General features: G+C 69.6%; 14 protein-coding genes and 4 pseudogenes. 11 read left to right on the top strand and 7 right to left on the bottom strand.

The annotated features are described in order from the left end of the window. Window positions 1-140 precede the first annotated feature (140 nt). Window positions 141-884: a nucleotidyltransferase domain-containing protein gene (locus IF88_RS0135375; RefSeq protein ID WP_051838130.1), complete on the bottom strand. Its 744-nt coding sequence runs from the start codon at window positions 882-884 to the stop codon at window positions 141-143. A gap of 118 nt (window positions 885-1002) precedes the next feature. Between IF88_RS0135375 and IF88_RS49730 the strand changes: the two are divergent. Both IF88_RS49730 and IF88_RS0135370 read left to right on the top strand, forming a co-directional pair. Further along, a pseudogene (locus IF88_RS49730) lies at window positions 1003-1335 on the top strand (ATP-dependent DNA ligase); the annotation flags it as partial. An 85-nt stretch (window positions 1336-1420) separates the two neighbouring features. Beyond that, entirely contained in the window at window positions 1421-1690 is a 270-nt protein-coding gene (locus IF88_RS0135370; RefSeq protein ID WP_030722254.1) for a putative quinol monooxygenase, read from the top strand. A 40-nt stretch (window positions 1691-1730) separates the two neighbouring features. On the opposite strand, the gene IF88_RS46940 is transcribed toward IF88_RS0135370, so the two are convergent. Next, a complete protein-coding gene (locus IF88_RS46940) occupies window positions 1731-2000 on the bottom strand; it encodes a hypothetical protein (protein WP_158754772.1) in 270 nt (89 codons plus the stop codon). A 388-nt stretch (window positions 2001-2388) separates the two neighbouring features. Here IF88_RS46940 and IF88_RS0135360 point away from each other — a divergent pair, with 388 nt between their 5' ends. The 7 genes and pseudogenes from IF88_RS0135360 to IF88_RS0135330 all read left to right on the top strand — a co-directional run bounded on the left by IF88_RS0135360 (window position 2389) and on the right by IF88_RS0135330 (window position 7671). Then, on the top strand, window positions 2389-3765 hold the full coding sequence (locus tag IF88_RS0135360) for a cytochrome P450 (RefSeq protein WP_063754891.1): 1377 nt from the start codon (window positions 2389-2391) through the stop codon (window positions 3763-3765). Further along, entirely contained in the window at window positions 3762-4913 is a 1152-nt protein-coding gene (locus IF88_RS0135355) for a terpene synthase family protein (protein WP_030722246.1), read from the top strand. The genes IF88_RS0135360 and IF88_RS0135355 overlap by 4 nt, the downstream gene beginning before the upstream one ends. A 60-nt stretch (window positions 4914-4973) precedes the next feature. Next, window positions 4974-5402 carry a nuclear transport factor 2 family protein gene (locus IF88_RS0135350; RefSeq protein ID WP_030722243.1) on the top strand — a complete coding sequence of 143 codons (429 nt, stop codon included), beginning with the start codon at window positions 4974-4976 and terminating at the stop codon, window positions 5400-5402. Window positions 5403-5540: 138 nt separating this feature from the next. After that, window positions 5541-5765 (top strand): annotated as a pseudogene (locus IF88_RS44650) (IS5/IS1182 family transposase); the annotation flags it as partial. A gap of 337 nt (window positions 5766-6102) precedes the next feature. Next, window positions 6103-6270: a hypothetical protein gene (locus IF88_RS47490; protein WP_199808190.1), complete on the top strand. Its 168-nt coding sequence runs from the start codon at window positions 6103-6105 to the stop codon at window positions 6268-6270. An 84-nt stretch (window positions 6271-6354) separates the two neighbouring features. After that, window positions 6355-7160, top strand: a pseudogene (locus tag IF88_RS45980) (IS5 family transposase). A gap of 184 nt (window positions 7161-7344) precedes the next feature. Beyond that, a complete protein-coding gene (locus IF88_RS0135330) occupies window positions 7345-7671 on the top strand; it encodes a hypothetical protein (protein WP_030722234.1) in 327 nt (108 codons plus the stop codon). 75 nt (window positions 7672-7746) lie between these two features. Here IF88_RS0135330 and IF88_RS44640 read toward each other — a convergent pair. Further along, window positions 7747-8555 (bottom strand): IS5 family transposase gene (locus tag IF88_RS44640; protein ID WP_199808188.1). Its coding sequence is split into 2 segments (ribosomal slippage): window positions 7747-8216 and window positions 8216-8555, totalling 810 coding nucleotides; the frame shifts between segments, so codons are not numbered across the junction. 68 nt (window positions 8556-8623) lie between these two features. Continuing rightward, window positions 8624-8746: a hypothetical protein gene (locus IF88_RS49220; protein WP_267884553.1), complete on the bottom strand. Its 123-nt coding sequence runs from the start codon at window positions 8744-8746 to the stop codon at window positions 8624-8626. 313 nt (window positions 8747-9059) lie between these two features. Here IF88_RS49220 and IF88_RS0135315 point away from each other — a divergent pair, with 313 nt between their 5' ends. Then, complete coding sequence (locus tag IF88_RS0135315) at window positions 9060-9452, top strand: hypothetical protein (RefSeq protein ID WP_158754770.1); 393 nt, start codon at window positions 9060-9062, stop codon at window positions 9450-9452. Window positions 9453-10254: 802 nt separating this feature from the next. On the opposite strand, the gene IF88_RS0135310 is transcribed toward IF88_RS0135315, so the two are convergent. Continuing rightward, window positions 10255-10494 (bottom strand): hypothetical protein, encoded by a 240-nt coding sequence (locus IF88_RS0135310; protein ID WP_030722230.1) that lies wholly within the window; start codon window positions 10492-10494, stop codon window positions 10255-10257. A 99-nt stretch (window positions 10495-10593) separates the two neighbouring features. Between IF88_RS0135310 and IF88_RS0135305 the strand changes: the two genes are divergently transcribed. Then, window positions 10594-13239: an NACHT domain-containing protein gene (locus IF88_RS0135305; protein WP_158754768.1), complete on the top strand. Its 2646-nt coding sequence runs from the start codon at window positions 10594-10596 to the stop codon at window positions 13237-13239. Between the two features lie 161 nt (window positions 13240-13400). Here the strand turns inward: IF88_RS0135305 and IF88_RS0135300 are convergent, their stop codons facing one another. Together IF88_RS0135300 and IF88_RS41380 are read right to left on the bottom strand one after the other, a co-directional pair. Next, the gene (locus IF88_RS0135300) at window positions 13401-13952 is read right to left on the bottom strand and encodes a rhodanese-like domain-containing protein (RefSeq protein WP_030722226.1); all 552 of its coding nucleotides are present in this window, start codon (window positions 13950-13952) and stop codon (window positions 13401-13403) included. A 36-nt stretch (window positions 13953-13988) separates the two neighbouring features. Continuing rightward, window positions 13989-14899, bottom strand: a pseudogene (locus IF88_RS41380) (formylglycine-generating enzyme family protein). Window positions 14900-15109 lie beyond the last annotated feature (210 nt).

Below are 15109 nucleotides of genomic sequence, written 5' to 3'. Positions count from 1 at the left end.
CGCCCTTCGAGCCGATGCTCGCCCAGGCCGCCGAGTACGTCCCCGGCTCCGGCGTCCTGGCGAGCGGCTTCGCGGCGGAGCAGAAGTTATGGACAGGGTTGCCAGCTGTCCGGTGTCCGCTGCGGTGTTGGCGGGGTGCGTCAGCGCGTCGCGGCAACCGAGTCGATGGTGCCGTGCCAGGTCCTGCGGTAGCCCTCGCGGAGGGGGCCGCCGACGAGGTCGAGCACCGTCGACGCTGCGCTGATCAGTGCTGTGGGCTCGCCTGAGCCGCACAAGTGGTGGTGTCCTTCGAGAAGGGCGGCTCCGCGCTGTGGGTCGGCTTCCAACAGGCGGCGGGGAAACCACTTCCCGCCGCCGATCCACGCGTGATGGTGGTCGCAGAGCAATTCGGCGGCGGCGCTGACCACGTACCCGGCCACGGCCAGACGCTCGACGGGGTCGCTCGCGTCAGCGAGGTCGTCCAGCGCATCCGTCAGACCGTAGCGTTTCGTATCGACTGTCTCGGGTTCCAATGCAGGCGGACCTTCACGAAGGTCCGCTTCGGCCAGCGCGCGAGCGCGCCCGGCCTCGCCCTTGGAGTCGACCAGAACGAGACCGGAGGCATACATGTTCTGAAGCACCGCCCGCCGCGCGGCGACGTCTGCGGCGAAGAGCTCCACGAGACCGGTACGGGTGTGGACGAAGAGTTCTACGACACGTTCCTCGAACCGGATCGTCTCCCGGCAGGTCACGCCGCCGTCCTCGATGAGCACCGCGATGTCCAAGTCGCTGCTGGCAGTGGCTCTTCCGGTAGCCGTGGAGCCGGCGAGGACGACGGAGAGCGCTTCGGGGAAACGGCTGCGGACGAGACGTCGCGCCTGGTCGATGGGGTCCACATGCTGCATGAGGGGCAGAGTGCCAGGGTTCTTGATGAGAGGCGAGTCGATTCCGCACGGCATGGTCCGAGCGACCCGATGCCGCAGCGGCGGACTGTCCAGCAGCGCATAACAGAAGTTCGACGGCCACCGCACGATCCTCTTCACCCCCGCCGGCCCCGGCGGCCGGCTGCTCCTGCAGACCCGGCACGGCTCCCTGGTCCAGGACCGATTTCCCGACTTGGTCGCGGCCGCCGAGCAACTGCCGGACGGCTTGGTCCTCGACGGTGAACGCGTCGTCTGGGACACCGCAGCCGGACACCTGTCCTTCGAAGCACTCCAGCGCCGGACCGCCGCCCGCGGCCGCACCGCCACCGCGCTCGCCGTGAAGAGCCCGGCGTTCTTCATCGCCTTCGACGCCCTGCAGATCGACGGCATCGAGCTGCTGGCCCTGCCCTATGCCGAGCGCCGCCGACGCCTGGAGGTTCTCTTCGCGGCCCGCGCACTGACAGCCCCGTGGACCCTGTGCCCGATGACCACCGACCCGGACAAGGCCAGGGTTCGTCGTGGTTGCCCGCTGGCAGCCCAGCCCGGGCAACCGGTCAACCGTCGCCGCCGCCCTGGAACACCTGGCCGCCGACTCCCGCGCCGAGGCGGGCTGCCTCGGCTACGAGGCGTACGACGGGCTGGACGGCGAGACCATCCTGGTCGAACGCTACGCCGACCACGCCGCCCTGGACGCCCACCGGGCGAGCGACCCCTTCCGGCGGCTGGCCGTGGAACGGATCGTGCCGCTCCTTGCGCACCGCGAGGTCGTCGTCGCCACCGTGGAGTGACCTACGCCCAGGAGGCGGGGGCGTGCACGTGGGTCGACCCTTACAGGATTTCGATGTCGGCAAGATCCGACCCGTCGTTCTCGACTTCAACTTCGGCCAGGTCGTCGCCGTCTTCGACTTCGGCTTCGACATCAAGTCCCTCCCCGCGGCCGTGGTGGCCGCCGGTCACCCCGTCGTCGTCATCCATCAAGCCGGAGCTGGGCAGGTTCTCCGCGACTGCCTGGCTGGGCTGCACGGCAGCGGAGGCCATCGGGGCCGCGATTCCGAGCGCAGCGAACGCCAAGGCCGACGCAATGATCATCTTCTTCATGCCCTATGCAACGTCACAGAGGCCGATCGGACACGCCTTGCTGCCCGATTCGGAAGCAAGGCGGGAAACAGCAGGGGAACTCAGAGGGGGAAGCAAGGGGGTACCCACAGGGGAAACAGAGAGGGAACTACTCGCGGGGCAGCTCACCCTCTCCGGAACGTTCGCTGATGGGGCGGCGCGCACGGGGTTGCAGACCGGGTGCGCAGTGAGCACGCGCTGCGGGAGTGCTGCTGTGCGCCCCGCGACACCCGTGGGCGGGCCCCTCGTTACGAGAGGTGCGGTACGGCCGCGGTTCTGCGGCAAGAGGACGATGTTGTCTCTCGTGCGCAGGGTGCGGTGGGCGATTGTCGTCCGGTGTGCTGCCCGGCAGGCGTCCAAGGGAGCGAGCATGGTGGGGTCTTTGCAGGTTCAGTCGATGGCGGGTGGTGTGCCGTGGCTGGGTCACGCGCCGCACCTGGTACGTGACCCCCTGGCCTTCCTCGCCTCCCAGCGCGGGGGCCCACCGGTGGTGAGTATGCAGCTCGCGGGCCGTCTGGTGTATCTGGTCAACGAGGCCGAGGCGGCCCGTCAGGTGCTGGTGTCGTCGGTGTTCGACAAGGGCGGCCCGTTCATGGACACGGCGCGCGTCCTGGTCGGCAACGGGGTGATCACGTGCAGCAACGCCGATCACCGGCGTCAGCAGCCGGTGATGCGGCCCGCGTTCCATCGCGACCAGGTGACCCGCTACGCGCCGGTGATGGGTGAGTGCATCGCGCAGGCGGCCGACGGGTGGCGGGAGGGGGAGCGGATCGATGTGGAAGGGGCGATGTACGCGCTGGCGGCTCAGGTGGTGTCGCGCACGCTGATCGCGGCCCCGGCCGGCCGTGAGGCAGCGGACATCATGGCCGTAGCCCTACCAGTGCTGCTGGAGGGCATGTTCCGGCAGATGCTCGTGCCGTGGCCGCTGCTGCATCGTCTTCCGCTGCCGGCCAACCGCCGTTTCCGGCAGGCCCAGGCCCGTCTGGAGGAGGCCGTCGGGCAGGTGATCGCGCAGTATCGTTCCGGCGGGGCGCCGGGAGACGACCTGCTGTCGATGGTGATGGCCGCGGTCGACGACGAGGGCCGTCCGCTGGACGACGTCGAGGTACGTGATCAGGTCCTGTCGGTGCTGGCCGCGGGCGTGGAGACCACCGCCTCCCTGCTCGCTTGGACCCTCCACGCCCTGTCCGAGTACCCGGATGTGGAGCGCCGGCTGTGGGATGAGCTGGATCGGGAGCTCGCCGGCCAGGCTCCGACCTACGCCGATGTCCCGCGCCTGCCCTACACCCGGCAGGTCCTTACCGAGGTGCTGCGGCTGTGGCCGCCCACCTGGATGCTCAGCCGCATCACCCTGGAACAGACGATCGTCGCCGGATATGCCGTTCCCGCGGGCGCGGACGTGATCGTCTCCCCCTACGCCTTGCACCGTGACCCGGCCGTCTTTCCCGAGCCGGACCGCCTCGACCCGGACCGGTGGCTGCCTGAACGCATCACCCCGGCTCAGCGCCAGGCGTTCACCGCCTTCGGTGGCGGGCGCCGCAAGTGCCTGGGCGAGCACTACGGCATGACGGAGGCCGTCCTTGCCCTCGCCACGATCAGCAGCCGCTGGCAACTGCGCAGGGCCACGGCCACCCCACTGCGGCCCCTGCCCCGTTTCCTCCTCACCCCCAAGGCCGGCCGTCTCATCCCCACTGCCCGCATGTCCCCGCCCGCCGTACGTCGGCCCGGGGCGGGACGGGAGCGATGAGCAGCCCCGGCCACGCCGAAGACGGCATCCCCGTTCCGGCGCCCGCCCCCGGTGGCGGCACGGTGCTGTCAGCCGAGGGGTACCCCTTCTTCCGGATGCCGGTTTTCCCCCGGTTCCCACCCGCCCGGCGCCGGCCCGGCCTGGAGGTTCTGGAGCAGCGCTGCAGGGCCCGTCTCGCCGTCCTCCTCCACGATGCCTTCAGGGACCCGCAGGAACTGGAGGCGTTCCTGGAGCACCGCACCAGCCTGTGGAACCTGCTCACCTACGCCCACGCTCGCGAGGACCGCATCGAACTGGTCTGTGCCTGGATCGACGTCCTGTTCAGCATCGACGATGTCTTTGCCCAAGCGCCGCCGTCCCGGATCCGGCAGTTGGGCATCTACCACCTGTCTGATGTCATCGACGGCAGAGTGCCCGCCGTGGACACGGCCTTCACCCGGGCTTTCCGGCAGCTGCGGGACCAGACCCTCCCCCTTACGCCTGAACGGGTCTGGCGACGCTACGCGCGCACGCTGCACGAGTTCTTGCACGCCTGCCACGCCGAACGGGACTTCGTCCGGGACCACACGGCACTGGACCTGCCCACCTACGAGAAGTACCGGGGCAGCTCGATCGGGGAGTGTTGCTTCCCCCTCCTCGAATTCGGCCTCGGCATCGACCTCAGCGACCGCCTGCAGGAGCTACCCGAACTCCGGCACCTGAGCACGCTGGTAGCACGCCACTGGATCGGCGTCAACGACGTCTTCTCCTACCGCAAGGAGCTCTACAGCGGCGACACCATGAACGAAATCCAGCTCGCGCTCGCCGAGAACGGCGGCGACCTCCAGGCAGCTGTCGACCGCGTCGCCGCGACCGTCCACCGCGTTGAAAGCGAATTCGACCACCTCGCCACCATGCTGCGCGCCGGCGAGGCGGGCCGCGACAGCGGCCTCCGCGTCTACCTGGACGCGCTGGAGGCCATGATCGCCGGGAACCTGGAATGGTCCTACCTCACCCCCCGCTACAACGGCCGCAGCCACCGCTGGAACGGGTTGACCGAGGCCACCGTCATCCTCACTCCCGACCGCACCCTTTACTTGCCCCTTGGGGCGCTTCCAGGCCGGACACGGGGCGTGGTGCTTGCCTCGGCTAGGAGCGTGGGCCAGTAACTGTCATAGGTGCTTGCTACCGTCGTCGCGTTACGAAGGTCCTTAACTCGGGGGGTTGTTGTGGGCGACGACGGCATGCGCGCGTTCGGTATCGGCCTGTTCGACCAGTGGACGGCCGTGTGGAACGGTGACCTCGATCTCGTCAACGAGATCATGGCGCCCGAATTCGTGCTGCGTTATGCACAGGCGGGCACAGACGCCTTCGACGAGATCCGCACCCCGCAGCAGCTTGCCGAGATTGTCACTGCCTGGCACAAGTCCCGCACCGGGCTTCTCTTCGCAGCGGAGGGGACCGCCGTCGTCGATCTCACGCCTGCCGACGGCGCACCGACCGGACTTGTCGCGCGCCCCTACCTCGCGAGCTTCGCTGCCGAGGACGGTGGGAAGGTCGCCAGGAGCGGAATCGACATCCTCAGGGTCTCCGATGGGTTGATTGTCGAGGTCTGGTCGGTCTCATCCGGCGCCGCTGGCCGGACTTTCTACCGCTAAGAGCGTGACTCCGTAGTCGGCAACCCGAGTGTGGCTTGTGATCATCCGTGCGAGATCATCCCGGTATGCGCGGTGGACATGGGTTGTTTTGCGGTCGAGCCGCTCGAGAAGAGGCAGCCGCAGGGCCGTCCGGCGGCGGTGGACAAACGGTTTAGGGCGTTCGACCCGCACCAGGTCCTGTTGTTGCCGCCATCGCTGGACGATTGGCTGCCCGAGGGGCACCTGTCCCGGTTCGTCGCCGACCTGGTAGACGAGGTGTTGGACCCCGGACCGGTCCTGGCGGACTACACCGAGAAACGCGACTACCCGCCCTACCATCCGCGGCTGATGCTGCGTCTGCTGATCTACGGCTACACCACCGGGGGTGCGCTCACCTTCGCCCGGGCACTGGGCAACCAGCGTGAGCGCGCCGCCGCGCTGGGGCTGCGCCCGAACCAGCTGAAGACCATCAAAATCCGCCTCGACACCGTCCGGGACCTTGCCCTCCACGTCACAGGCCGGGGCCACCGGGCGTGGGCATCTGTGACCACCGAAGACCTGGAGGCGTTCCTCGCCTGGAACCCGGCCCGCAGGGCGTCCTGGCCGGCAGGACTGCGCCAGTTCTTCGCCCACGCCCACCACACCGGAGCAAGTCCTCCAGAACCCGGCCGCCCCCCTCGAAGCCCCGCAGGCCCGCGGCTACCGAGGCACCGTCCTCACCATGGACCAGCAACGCACCCTCTACCACCGCTGGAACAGCTCCGGCGAGACGCACCCGCACGAAGCGTTCATCGGCCTGGCAGCCCTCCTCCACGCGGCAATAACGACCCAACTGCGCCTCCTCACCCTCGACCACCTCACCCCCGCCCGCCACGCAGTCCGCTTCTGATGGTCTGCGGGGGAGTGTCAGTGGAAAGTCGTCATCGGAGTGTCAGCGGTTGAGAAGTCATCTCATTTGGGTGGTTTGGGTAGACTGTCGGTCGTGGCGGGGATTGTTGAGCGGCTGGTGCCGGATGAGTTGTGGGTGTTGTTCCAGCGGGTGGTGCCGGAGGCGCCTTCGCGGCCTCAGGGCGGTGGCCGGCGTCGGCATGGCGACCGGGAGGTACTGGCCGCGATCGTCTTCGTTGCCACCTCGGGTTGCACCTGGCAGCAACTGCCCACAGCGTCGTTCGGGCCGTCGGGGGCGACCGCCCACCGGCGGTTCACCGAGTGGAGCGAGGCGCGGGTGTGGGCCAAGCTGTACCGCCTGGTCCTCGACGAACTCGGCGCCCGGGGTGAGCTGGACTGGTCCCGCTGCGCGATCGACTCGGTGAACATGCGGGCCCTGAAAAGGGGGACCTGACAGGTCCGAATCCTGCCGACAGGGGCAAGTTCGGGTCGAAGATCCATTTGATCACGGAGTGGACCGGTCTGCCCCTGTTCGTCGGAATCTCGTGGGCAAACCTCCACGACAGCCAGGCCCTTGAGCCCCTCATGCGGGGCATACCGCCCGTCCGCTCGCGCCGCGGACGCCGACGACGCAAACCCGGCAAGCTTCACGCGGACAAGGGCTACGACTACGCCCACCTGCGACGATGGTCACGCGGACGCGGCATCAAGCACCGCATAGCCCGCAGGGGCATCGAGTCCTCGCAGCGACTGGGCCGCCACCACTGGACCATCGAAACCATGACCTGGCTCGCCGGTTGCCCCGACGCTACGAACGCAAAGCCGAACACTTCCTCGCCTTCGACCAGCATCACCTACACCCTCACCTGCTACCGCAGACTCGCCAAATGAGATGACGTCTTACTGATGGTTTCAAAATGAGATCCGGAGGCAGCGAAGGCATACGCGGTGCGGCCGGTTGAGGCGAGGACCTGTCCGGCCTGCCCCATGCGGCTCCGTCTCACAGCCTGACCCACGGCGGCCGGCAGCCACACAGACTCGCCCATCCGGCCTGGGCACCGTGCATAGTGTGCTCATGGATCGATTCGTGGGTCAGGCCCGCCTCGAATGGTGGGCCAATCACGCGATGTGCCTTGAGAAGTACGACATCGACATCACCGTCACTGTCGACGCGGTCGGCACGTGGCGGGCAACCGGTCGGCATGCCAGTGCCCCCGACACGACCCAGCGCGAGGGCTGGGACTTCCTCATGGAGATGGACCCCCACTTCTCCATCGTGTTTCCCGGCCAGGACAACGGCGAGATCTTGGTGAGAGTCTTTGAGGCAGAGGATGGAACTCTCACGCTCACGGAGGCGCCGGACGGGGACGGTTCAGTGAACATCCCTTTCGACTTCCACTGAGTTCAGCCCCCCAAGGGCAGGAACCGACTTTGCAGCCCTGCCACCGCCTCCGGCATGTCGCCCCTCACCGATCTTTCAGAATGAAGTTCGGAGACGGCGAAGGCATATGAGGCTGCAGGCCAGTTCGAGCAGGCCTTGGTGCAGATCCGCGCGTCGTTCGTAGCGGGTGCGGAGTCGTTTGAACTGGTGCAGCCAGGCGAAGGTGCGCTCGACCACCCAGCGCACCTTGCCCAGTCCGGAACCATGGGCCACGCCGCGTCGGGCGATCACGGGTTTGATGCCGCGCTTCCACAGCAGGCGGCGGTATTTGTCGAAGTCGTAGCCACGGTCGGCGTACAGCCGTCGGGGCTTGCGACGGGGGCGTCCCCGCAGACCCCGAATCGATGGGACGGCGTCCAGCAGTGGCAGGAGCTGGGTGACGTCGTGCCGGTTCCCGCCGGGGAGCGTGACGGCGGTCGGGGTTCCGTGGCGGTCTACGATCAGGTGATGCTTCGAGCCGGGGCGGGCACGGTCGAGGGGTGAGGGGCCGACATGAGCCCCCCTTTGAGAGCCCGGACGTGCGACCCGTCCACGGCGCAGTCGTCCAGGTCCAGCAGACCGGCGCGGCGCAGCTCGGCCAGCAGGGCAGCGTGCAGGCGTGGCCACACGCCGGCCTCGGTCCAGTCCCGCAGCCGACGCCAGGCCGTCACCCCGGAACAGCCCACCGTCTCCGCAGGGACATCACGCCACGCGATACCGGTCCGCAGCACGTACATGACACCGCCGAGTGCCGCTCGGTCGGGAACACGCCGCCGCCCGGGGTGGCGATGGCGCCGCTCGGGAGCAGTTGGCAGCAGCGGGGCCACCCGCTCCCACAGGTCGTCAGGAACAAGATCAGCACTCACCCTGGACACCCTGCCGACCAAGATCATCTAGCGCAAGGCCCGAGCTCAACTCATTCTGAAACGATCAGTTAGGCCTCCAGGATGCCCAGGCCGGAGTCGGCCCGGCGGATCACGCATGCCTCGACCCCCTGGCCGAGGGCTTCGACAGACTGCTCGCGGGTGGCGGGGCGCCCCGCCCCGGGTTGATCCACGCCTCAGGCCCCGGCGGCCGGGGGGTGCTCATCCACGGGCACGACTGCGCATACGCGGCCGGCGGCGGGACCGACATGGACACTTCCTGTAGGCCTTGGACGCGCTCATGCGGCCTGGCGTGCGGGCATGCCACCGCTGCGACGCCGCCGCCATCCTCGAAGCAGCCCTCCGGCTGGGCCGCGGCCACGCCTAGACGCCCGCATCTCGTCAAGCCCCGAGATGTTGTGGCATGACGTGGCTTACGTGGCGGGGCTTACTTGAGGCACGGGTTCACGCAGGCAGGTGGCCTGCCCCCACTAAGGAGAAGCTCTTATGATTCGCACCTCTCGGAAGCAGTGTCTGGTGATGCTCGGCGTCTCGACCGCCCTGGCCGCTGGTGGCGCTCTGCTGCCCACGAGTGCGTTTGCCGCCCCTGCGAACTCGCACACAGGTGCCGTGACCTCGACGCACGGCGACCACGGCAAGAACGACCACCGCAAGAACGACCACGGCAAGAAGGGTGACGGCAAGAAAAAGGGCAACAAGAGGAAGGGAAACCGGGCCCGGGACATCGAGAACATGCCCGGCTGCAAGTTCGTCAGCGGCAGTGTCTACTGCAAGGTCAAGCCCGAGACGAAGCCGGCGCCGAAGCCGGAGACGAAGCCGGACTACAAGGACCCTGAGACGGGGGCAGACACCCGTGGCAAGGTACCCTCCGGCCTCTAGTGCTGTGACCGGGAAGGCTCGCCGGGTTGCTCGTTGTGCTGGTTGGAAATGAGTTTTCCAACCAGCAGGGGGAGGCGGGATGGCGCAACCTGTTCGGGTTCGCAGGCTGACCGGGCAGGAGGGCCAGAAACTCCAGCACATTGTCCGGCGCTGCGCCTGCCGCCCCTGTTCCCCCAAGGCGCAGCCCCTGTCCAGGCATGGTGACGCCGTGCGCGCGCGGCACAGCTCCGTCATGTCCGCAGGGTCGGGCGTGGGGGAGAGGGGCAGCGCCGCCCCCGTGTCCGGTCGTGCGGGCCGGGGGTCGACGGGGTGCTTGTGGTCTTCCGGGACCGCGGCGGGCGAGGCCCCGGCGGGCCGGGTAGGGGCGGGGTGGACGGTGACGCATCCGTAGGCCGCGAGCAGCGCGGCAAGGAGCAGGGGCAGGGCCAGCGACGCATGCCGTCACCGTGCCGCACGAGCCCCGCGGGGCGCCTTTGACGGGCCGCTGCGCCCCTCGGATGGATGACGCGCGCCGTTCACGGGGCCGCCTCCGGCTGGTCTGGCGGACCCTGGCAGAGGGACCAGTAGGCCGTGAGTGAGGCCCCGGGACGCTCAGACCGCCGGTGGAGCCGATGCTGGCGCAGGCCGCGGAGTCGGTGCCGGGCCCGGCTGCGCTGCGGGCGGGGGTGGCGTATGAGCGCCGGGCCGCCACCGTGTTCATGGACGCCGGAGCCGTCGTCGAACAGGGCCGCCCGCGGCCGTACTGGACCACCCGCGGCACGCCCGTACGCGCGCCTTCCTCTCCAAGGTCCTCTGACGCGCGTCAGAACCTGTCCCGGCCGCTGCGGCCGAGTCGCCAGGACAGGTGGGCCCCGAGCAGTTCGGCACGCTCTTCGGGCGTGGTGTCACGCAGGACCATACGCAGCGTCAGAAGATCGCGCAGGCCGCGCAGGAACTCGGCCCGCGGGTGCTGCCGGCCTCGGACGAGGCGGCCCAGCAGTGCGAGGACCACGGGTGCGCCGACAGCGGCGGCCAGCACGTGGTCGTGATCAATGATGGTCATTGCGGTTCTCCTCGGGCTCGTGGCCGATCGGATCCGGGAAAGGTCCGGCCGGGCCTGTCAGGCCATGGCAGCCTTTGCCATCGGTGTTCATCCGCGGGCGTGAACAAGGATGAACGGGAGATCCGTGGGGGAGCGATGGCCGAAGGGGAAGCACTGGCTCCGCAGCAGGCACTGGCGCGTCTCGGCACCCTGCTCAGGGACGCCCGGCAGGCCCGCAAGTGGGCGGTCAGGGAACTGGCGGCGCGGGCGGAGATCGCCGTGGGGACGATCAGCCAGGCCGAGCGGGGCAAGACCACGCCGAACTTCGTCACGCTCGACGCGCTCCTCACCGCTCTGGGCGTCGAGGGAGAGGAACGCGCGGAGCTGGAGGGCCTGCGGGACCGGGCCGAACCCCGTACCCGCCCTGTCCGGGCCCGAGCGGAGTCGCAGAACCGCCTGCTCAACGACTACGTCGCCGCGGCCAGGGAAGTCGCCCGACACCACCCCCACCCCTTCTTCCTGCCCGGCGCCGCGCCGTCTCTGAGCGATGTCCACTGGGGTCAGCAAGCGGTCCCGGTGGATCCGAACAGTCCCGACGACGGGAACCCGGCGGCGTCGCTGTTCGGTGCCGGGCCGAGACCACTGCCGGCCGCCGGGGCCCTGGCCGAGAAGCGGGTGTGCGTGGTCACCGCCGGGCCGGGGGGTGGAAAATCCAGTCTGCTGCGCGTCTGGCTGGAGCAAGGGCTTAACCGCTGGGCTGATTCCCAAGCGGAGGAGATGCCCGTCCTGGTGCCGGCGGAGTCCCTGGTCAAGCACACGTTCAGCAAGGCTCTCGCCACGGCCGTGAACGAGCACCTCAGGCCGCACGGCCTCCTGGACGATTTCCCCGCCGAGTTCTTCACCCACCCGCCGCGGGCCGGGGCGCGCTGGCTCGTACTGGTCGACGGCTTGGACGAGGTCACCAGCACGACGGCACGCCACGACGTCGTCGGCGCCCTGGCGGCCCTGACGAAGAGTCACAACGCCCACCTGTTCCGCTTCGTCATCGCCGCCCGCCCGCTGCCCACCCGCGAGTTCCGCGCTCTCGGCCCGGACGTGGCCTGGTACCGCCTGCTGCCCTTCAGTCCCGAGGACGTCGAGCAGGTGGCCTGCCGCTGGTTCAACGCCCTCGGGCTGCCCGAGCCGGCGCGGGCGGCCGAGCGCTTCACGCAGGATCCGGCGTTCCGGCGGATCGCCGACCTCGCCCGCACGCCCTTGATGGCCGCGATGCTCTGCCAACTCCACGTCGACTCACCCGGCAGGGAGTTGCCCACCAGCCGCGGCATGATCTTCCAGCAGTTCACGGAGCGGCTGCACGAGCGCCAGTGCGCCGCCGCATCACCGGACAGCCGTCAGCGCTACGCCGGCCTGGAGAGGCACGGACCCGCCGTCCTCGGCCGAGCCGAGCACACCCTGGAGAAGCTTCCCGAGCTCATCGGCCTGCTGGCCGCCGAACGTCGTCGGGACGAGACGGTGTCGGCGGTCGACCTCGTGGAGTCGCAGCCCGCCGCGCAACGGCCCGCCACGGTGCCCTCGGGCGAGTGGCGGACGTTCCTGGAGGCGAGCCTGCTGCGCAGTGGGCTGTTGACCGTCAGGGCGGGGAGGATCGTCTTCCTCCACCAGACGCTGCTCGAATACTGCGCCGCCCGCCACGCGAACCCCGAGGCCCGTGCGACTGAACTCGCCCGCCTGCTCGTGAAGGGCTGGTCCCGGCACTGGGTGTTGCCTCAGCTGGATGTCAGCGGGCGAACGCCGGGGCGCCGGTACTGGAACCCACCCGGCCGGGAGGAGGAGTCCTACTTCGGCTTCCTTCTCGACGACGGCGAGCACGATGCCACCGCGGTGATCAAAGAGCTGGAGCACCTCGCGAACCGGGGTGGACTCGACGGATGCAGATTCCTGGCCGATCAGCACAACTTGGGTACGGAGCTGCCGTCTTCCGTCACCCGCGCCGTCACCGACACCCTGCTGAGGCTCTGCCGCATCGGCCGTTTCGAGCTCTGGCGGGCCAAGGTGGCGGGAGGCCGGTGGATCGCTGACGATCCGGCTCCCGAAATCGAGCGCATGTTTGCCCGAATCCTGTCCAGCTTCGTGATCGATGACCGGGTTCGGGCTGCCAGTACGCTGCTGCTTCTGAGGGACAGGCGCGGCCTGGACGTTCTGACCGAACTGGCCCGTTCGCCCTACCTCTCCGGCGTGTGCGGGCCGCCGGTCGCCGCACGGCTGGCCAAGCTCGGCGACAGGAACGGCGGCGAGATACTGGCCGCTCAGGCCCAGGACACCGGCCTCACGGCCGGGAAACGCCTCAAGTCCGCCGGATTCCTCGCGGAGTTGGGCGACGACCGCGGGGTGGAACTGCTCACTCGGCTCGCCCACGACGACGACGTGGCCCACCGCCATCGAGCCGAGGCGGCCCTCTGGCTCGCCGACCTCCACGACCACCTCGCCGAGAAGCCGGCCCCACCGAACGGCGAGCCCCCGCCCGCGGCCCCCCTCGACCCCGTCGGCCATGACATGCTGATCGCCTTCGCGCACGACCGTACCTGGCGCGGTTCCTCCCGGCTCAGGGCTGTCGAGCTCCTGGCCGGCGTGGACGACGGGCGTGCCCGCGAGGTGTACGCGCAGCTGTCGAACGACACCACCCTGCGCTGGTGGCACCGTCTGAGAGCGCGCCGCGCCGTGTCCGGACGTACGAACGACCACGGCTGGTTTGGACTATTCGGCTAGGTCGTCTCTTTCGGATCTTGTCAGCTGAGCCCGCGGCGTCCGGTGCCGTGCATCGCAAGGCGGAGGGGGCGCCCTTGTACTGGACGTACTTGGGCGTCCCGACAACGCGGCGAGGCGCGGTGCCGGGCGTCGCGGGCCCGGCAAGATCCGAAAGAGACGGCCTAGGTGTCCAGGGAGGCCTTGCCCTGGCGGTTGAAGGGGAGGCGGCCGAGTGCGAGCGCCATGCCGCAGGTGTTGGTGAGGGCGGAGAAGACCAGGCCGGCCGCAATTCCCGCGGACAGCAGCTGGAAGGCCGGGTGGACGAGGAAGCCGAGGGCCAGGCCGAGAAGGACGACGGAGCCCGCGGTGAAGCGGACTTGGCGCTCCATGGCCCAGACGTTCCGCGCGCGGCCCTCCGGGTAGTGGAGACGGTGGCCCTCGGCGGCCCAGGCGGTGGTGCCGCCGGTGAGGCTCGATGCGTCGATGCCGTGGGAGGCCAGGGTGGCGACGGCGTTCTCCGCCCGGGCGCCGGAGGCGCACACCACCAGCAGGGGCTTGTGTTCGGCGGCCTCGCGGAGATCCGGCAGCGCCCGCCCGATGCGTTCGAGGGGGATGTTGAGGGCGTCGGGCAGGTGGCCGGACGCGAACTCGCCCGGGGTGCGGACGTCGACGACGGTCAGCTCGTGGTGGCGGGGGAACGCCTCGGTCACACTCAGGGCTGCGGAAACACTCATGGCGGATCGTGGTCCTTGGCAGAGGGGACGGTGGTGTCAGTTCGGCGGCCGCGGGCTGTCCGCGGCGACGCGGAATCCGATGTTGCCGGAGGAGCTGCGGGGAGAGTTGGAGCTGCGGGCCGCGACGCGGTAGCGGTTGCAGTACGAGTCGTGGCAGAGGTAGGAGCCGCCGCGCATCACGCGGCTGGTGCCGGGTGCGAACCAGTCGGCGCACCATTCCCATACGTTGCCGACGACGTTGTAGAGGCCGAAGCCGTTGGGGTGGAAGGACTTGGCCGGGGCCGTGCCCTCGTAGCCGTCCTCCGCGGTGTTGAGGGTCGGGAAGTCGCCCTGCCAGATGTTGCACATGGGCCGGCCGCCGGGGGTGAGGTCGTCGCCCCAGGGGTAGCGCCGCTGCCGGAGGCCGCCGCGGGCCGCGTACTCCCATTCGGCCTCGGTGGGCAGCCGGGTGCCCGACCAGGCGCAGTACGCCTGGGCGTCGTTCCAGGAGACGTGGATGACGGGGTGGTTCCGGCGCGTGGTGACGGACGAGCCGGCCCCTCGGTGTGGCGCCAGCTCGCACCGGGGACGGCCCGCCACCAGGGCACGGCCGCCACGGCGGGGGACACGGCGGCGACCTGGTCGGACAGGAGGCCGCCGAAGACGAAGGAGACGCCGAAGTGTTCGGCCCCGGTGACATGGCCGGTGGCTTCGACGAAGGCGGGGAACTGAGCATTGGTCACCGTTGTCGGCGCGATGTGGAACGGGTCGACGTCAACCTCGCGCACCGGCCCTTCGCCGTCGGCCGGGAAGGAGTCCGGGTCGTCGGTGCCCATGAGGAAGCGTCCGCCCGGCAGGTCGATCAGCAGCCCGCCGTCCCGCTCCGCGATGGTGACCGGTGACCGCGGTGCCGGGGAGAGCGCGAGGGGGGTGGCGTCACCGAGGCCGGGAGTGCAGCAGGAACTCATGGCGGCTCCGTCGGTACGGGTGGTGGGGAGCGGCGTTCCGCACCCCGGGGCACCCAGGAGGGTGACGGGCTCTGCGGGAGCCATGCCCGTCACCTCCTGGGTCTGCCGGGCTACGGGTTACTTGGCGCCGAGGCCGGCGTCGGAGACCTCGGGCTTGCCGGCGGCCTTGAGGACCTTGTTCAGGAGCGTCAGGTCGTAGATGCCGGCGAG

It is taken from the genome of Streptomyces sp. NRRL F-2580, assembly GCF_000720115.1.
In the GTDB taxonomy this organism is placed as follows: Bacteria; Actinomycetota; Actinomycetes; order Streptomycetales; family Streptomycetaceae; genus Streptomyces.
Note: the sequence above shows the minus strand (reverse complement) of the source record. Positions and strands in the feature narration are given on the sequence as shown.

Coding starts and splice junctions, on each gene's coding strand:
- IF88_RS46940 (WP_158754772.1), bottom strand. CDS start 2,000: ATGAAGAAGATGATCATTGCGTCGGCCTTGGCGTTCGCTGCGCTCGGA.
- IF88_RS0135300 (WP_030722226.1), bottom strand. CDS start 13,952: ATGAGTGTTTCCGCAGCCCTGAGTGTGACCGAGGCGTTCCCCCGCCAC.
- IF88_RS0135310 (WP_030722230.1), bottom strand. CDS start 10,494: ATGACCATCATTGATCACGACCACGTGCTGGCCGCCGCTGTCGGCGCA.
- IF88_RS0135330 (WP_030722234.1), top strand. CDS start 7,345: ATGGATCGATTCGTGGGTCAGGCCCGCCTCGAATGGTGGGCCAATCAC.
- IF88_RS0135360 (WP_063754891.1), top strand. CDS start 2,389: ATGGTGGGGTCTTTGCAGGTTCAGTCGATGGCGGGTGGTGTGCCGTGG.
- IF88_RS47490 (WP_199808190.1), top strand. CDS start 6,103: ATGGACCAGCAACGCACCCTCTACCACCGCTGGAACAGCTCCGGCGAG.
- IF88_RS0135355 (WP_030722246.1), top strand. CDS start 3,762: ATGAGCAGCCCCGGCCACGCCGAAGACGGCATCCCCGTTCCGGCGCCC.
- IF88_RS0135375 (WP_051838130.1), bottom strand. CDS start 884: ATGCAGCATGTGGACCCCATCGACCAGGCGCGACGTCTCGTCCGCAGC.
- IF88_RS0135315 (WP_158754770.1), top strand. CDS start 9,060: ATGATTCGCACCTCTCGGAAGCAGTGTCTGGTGATGCTCGGCGTCTCG.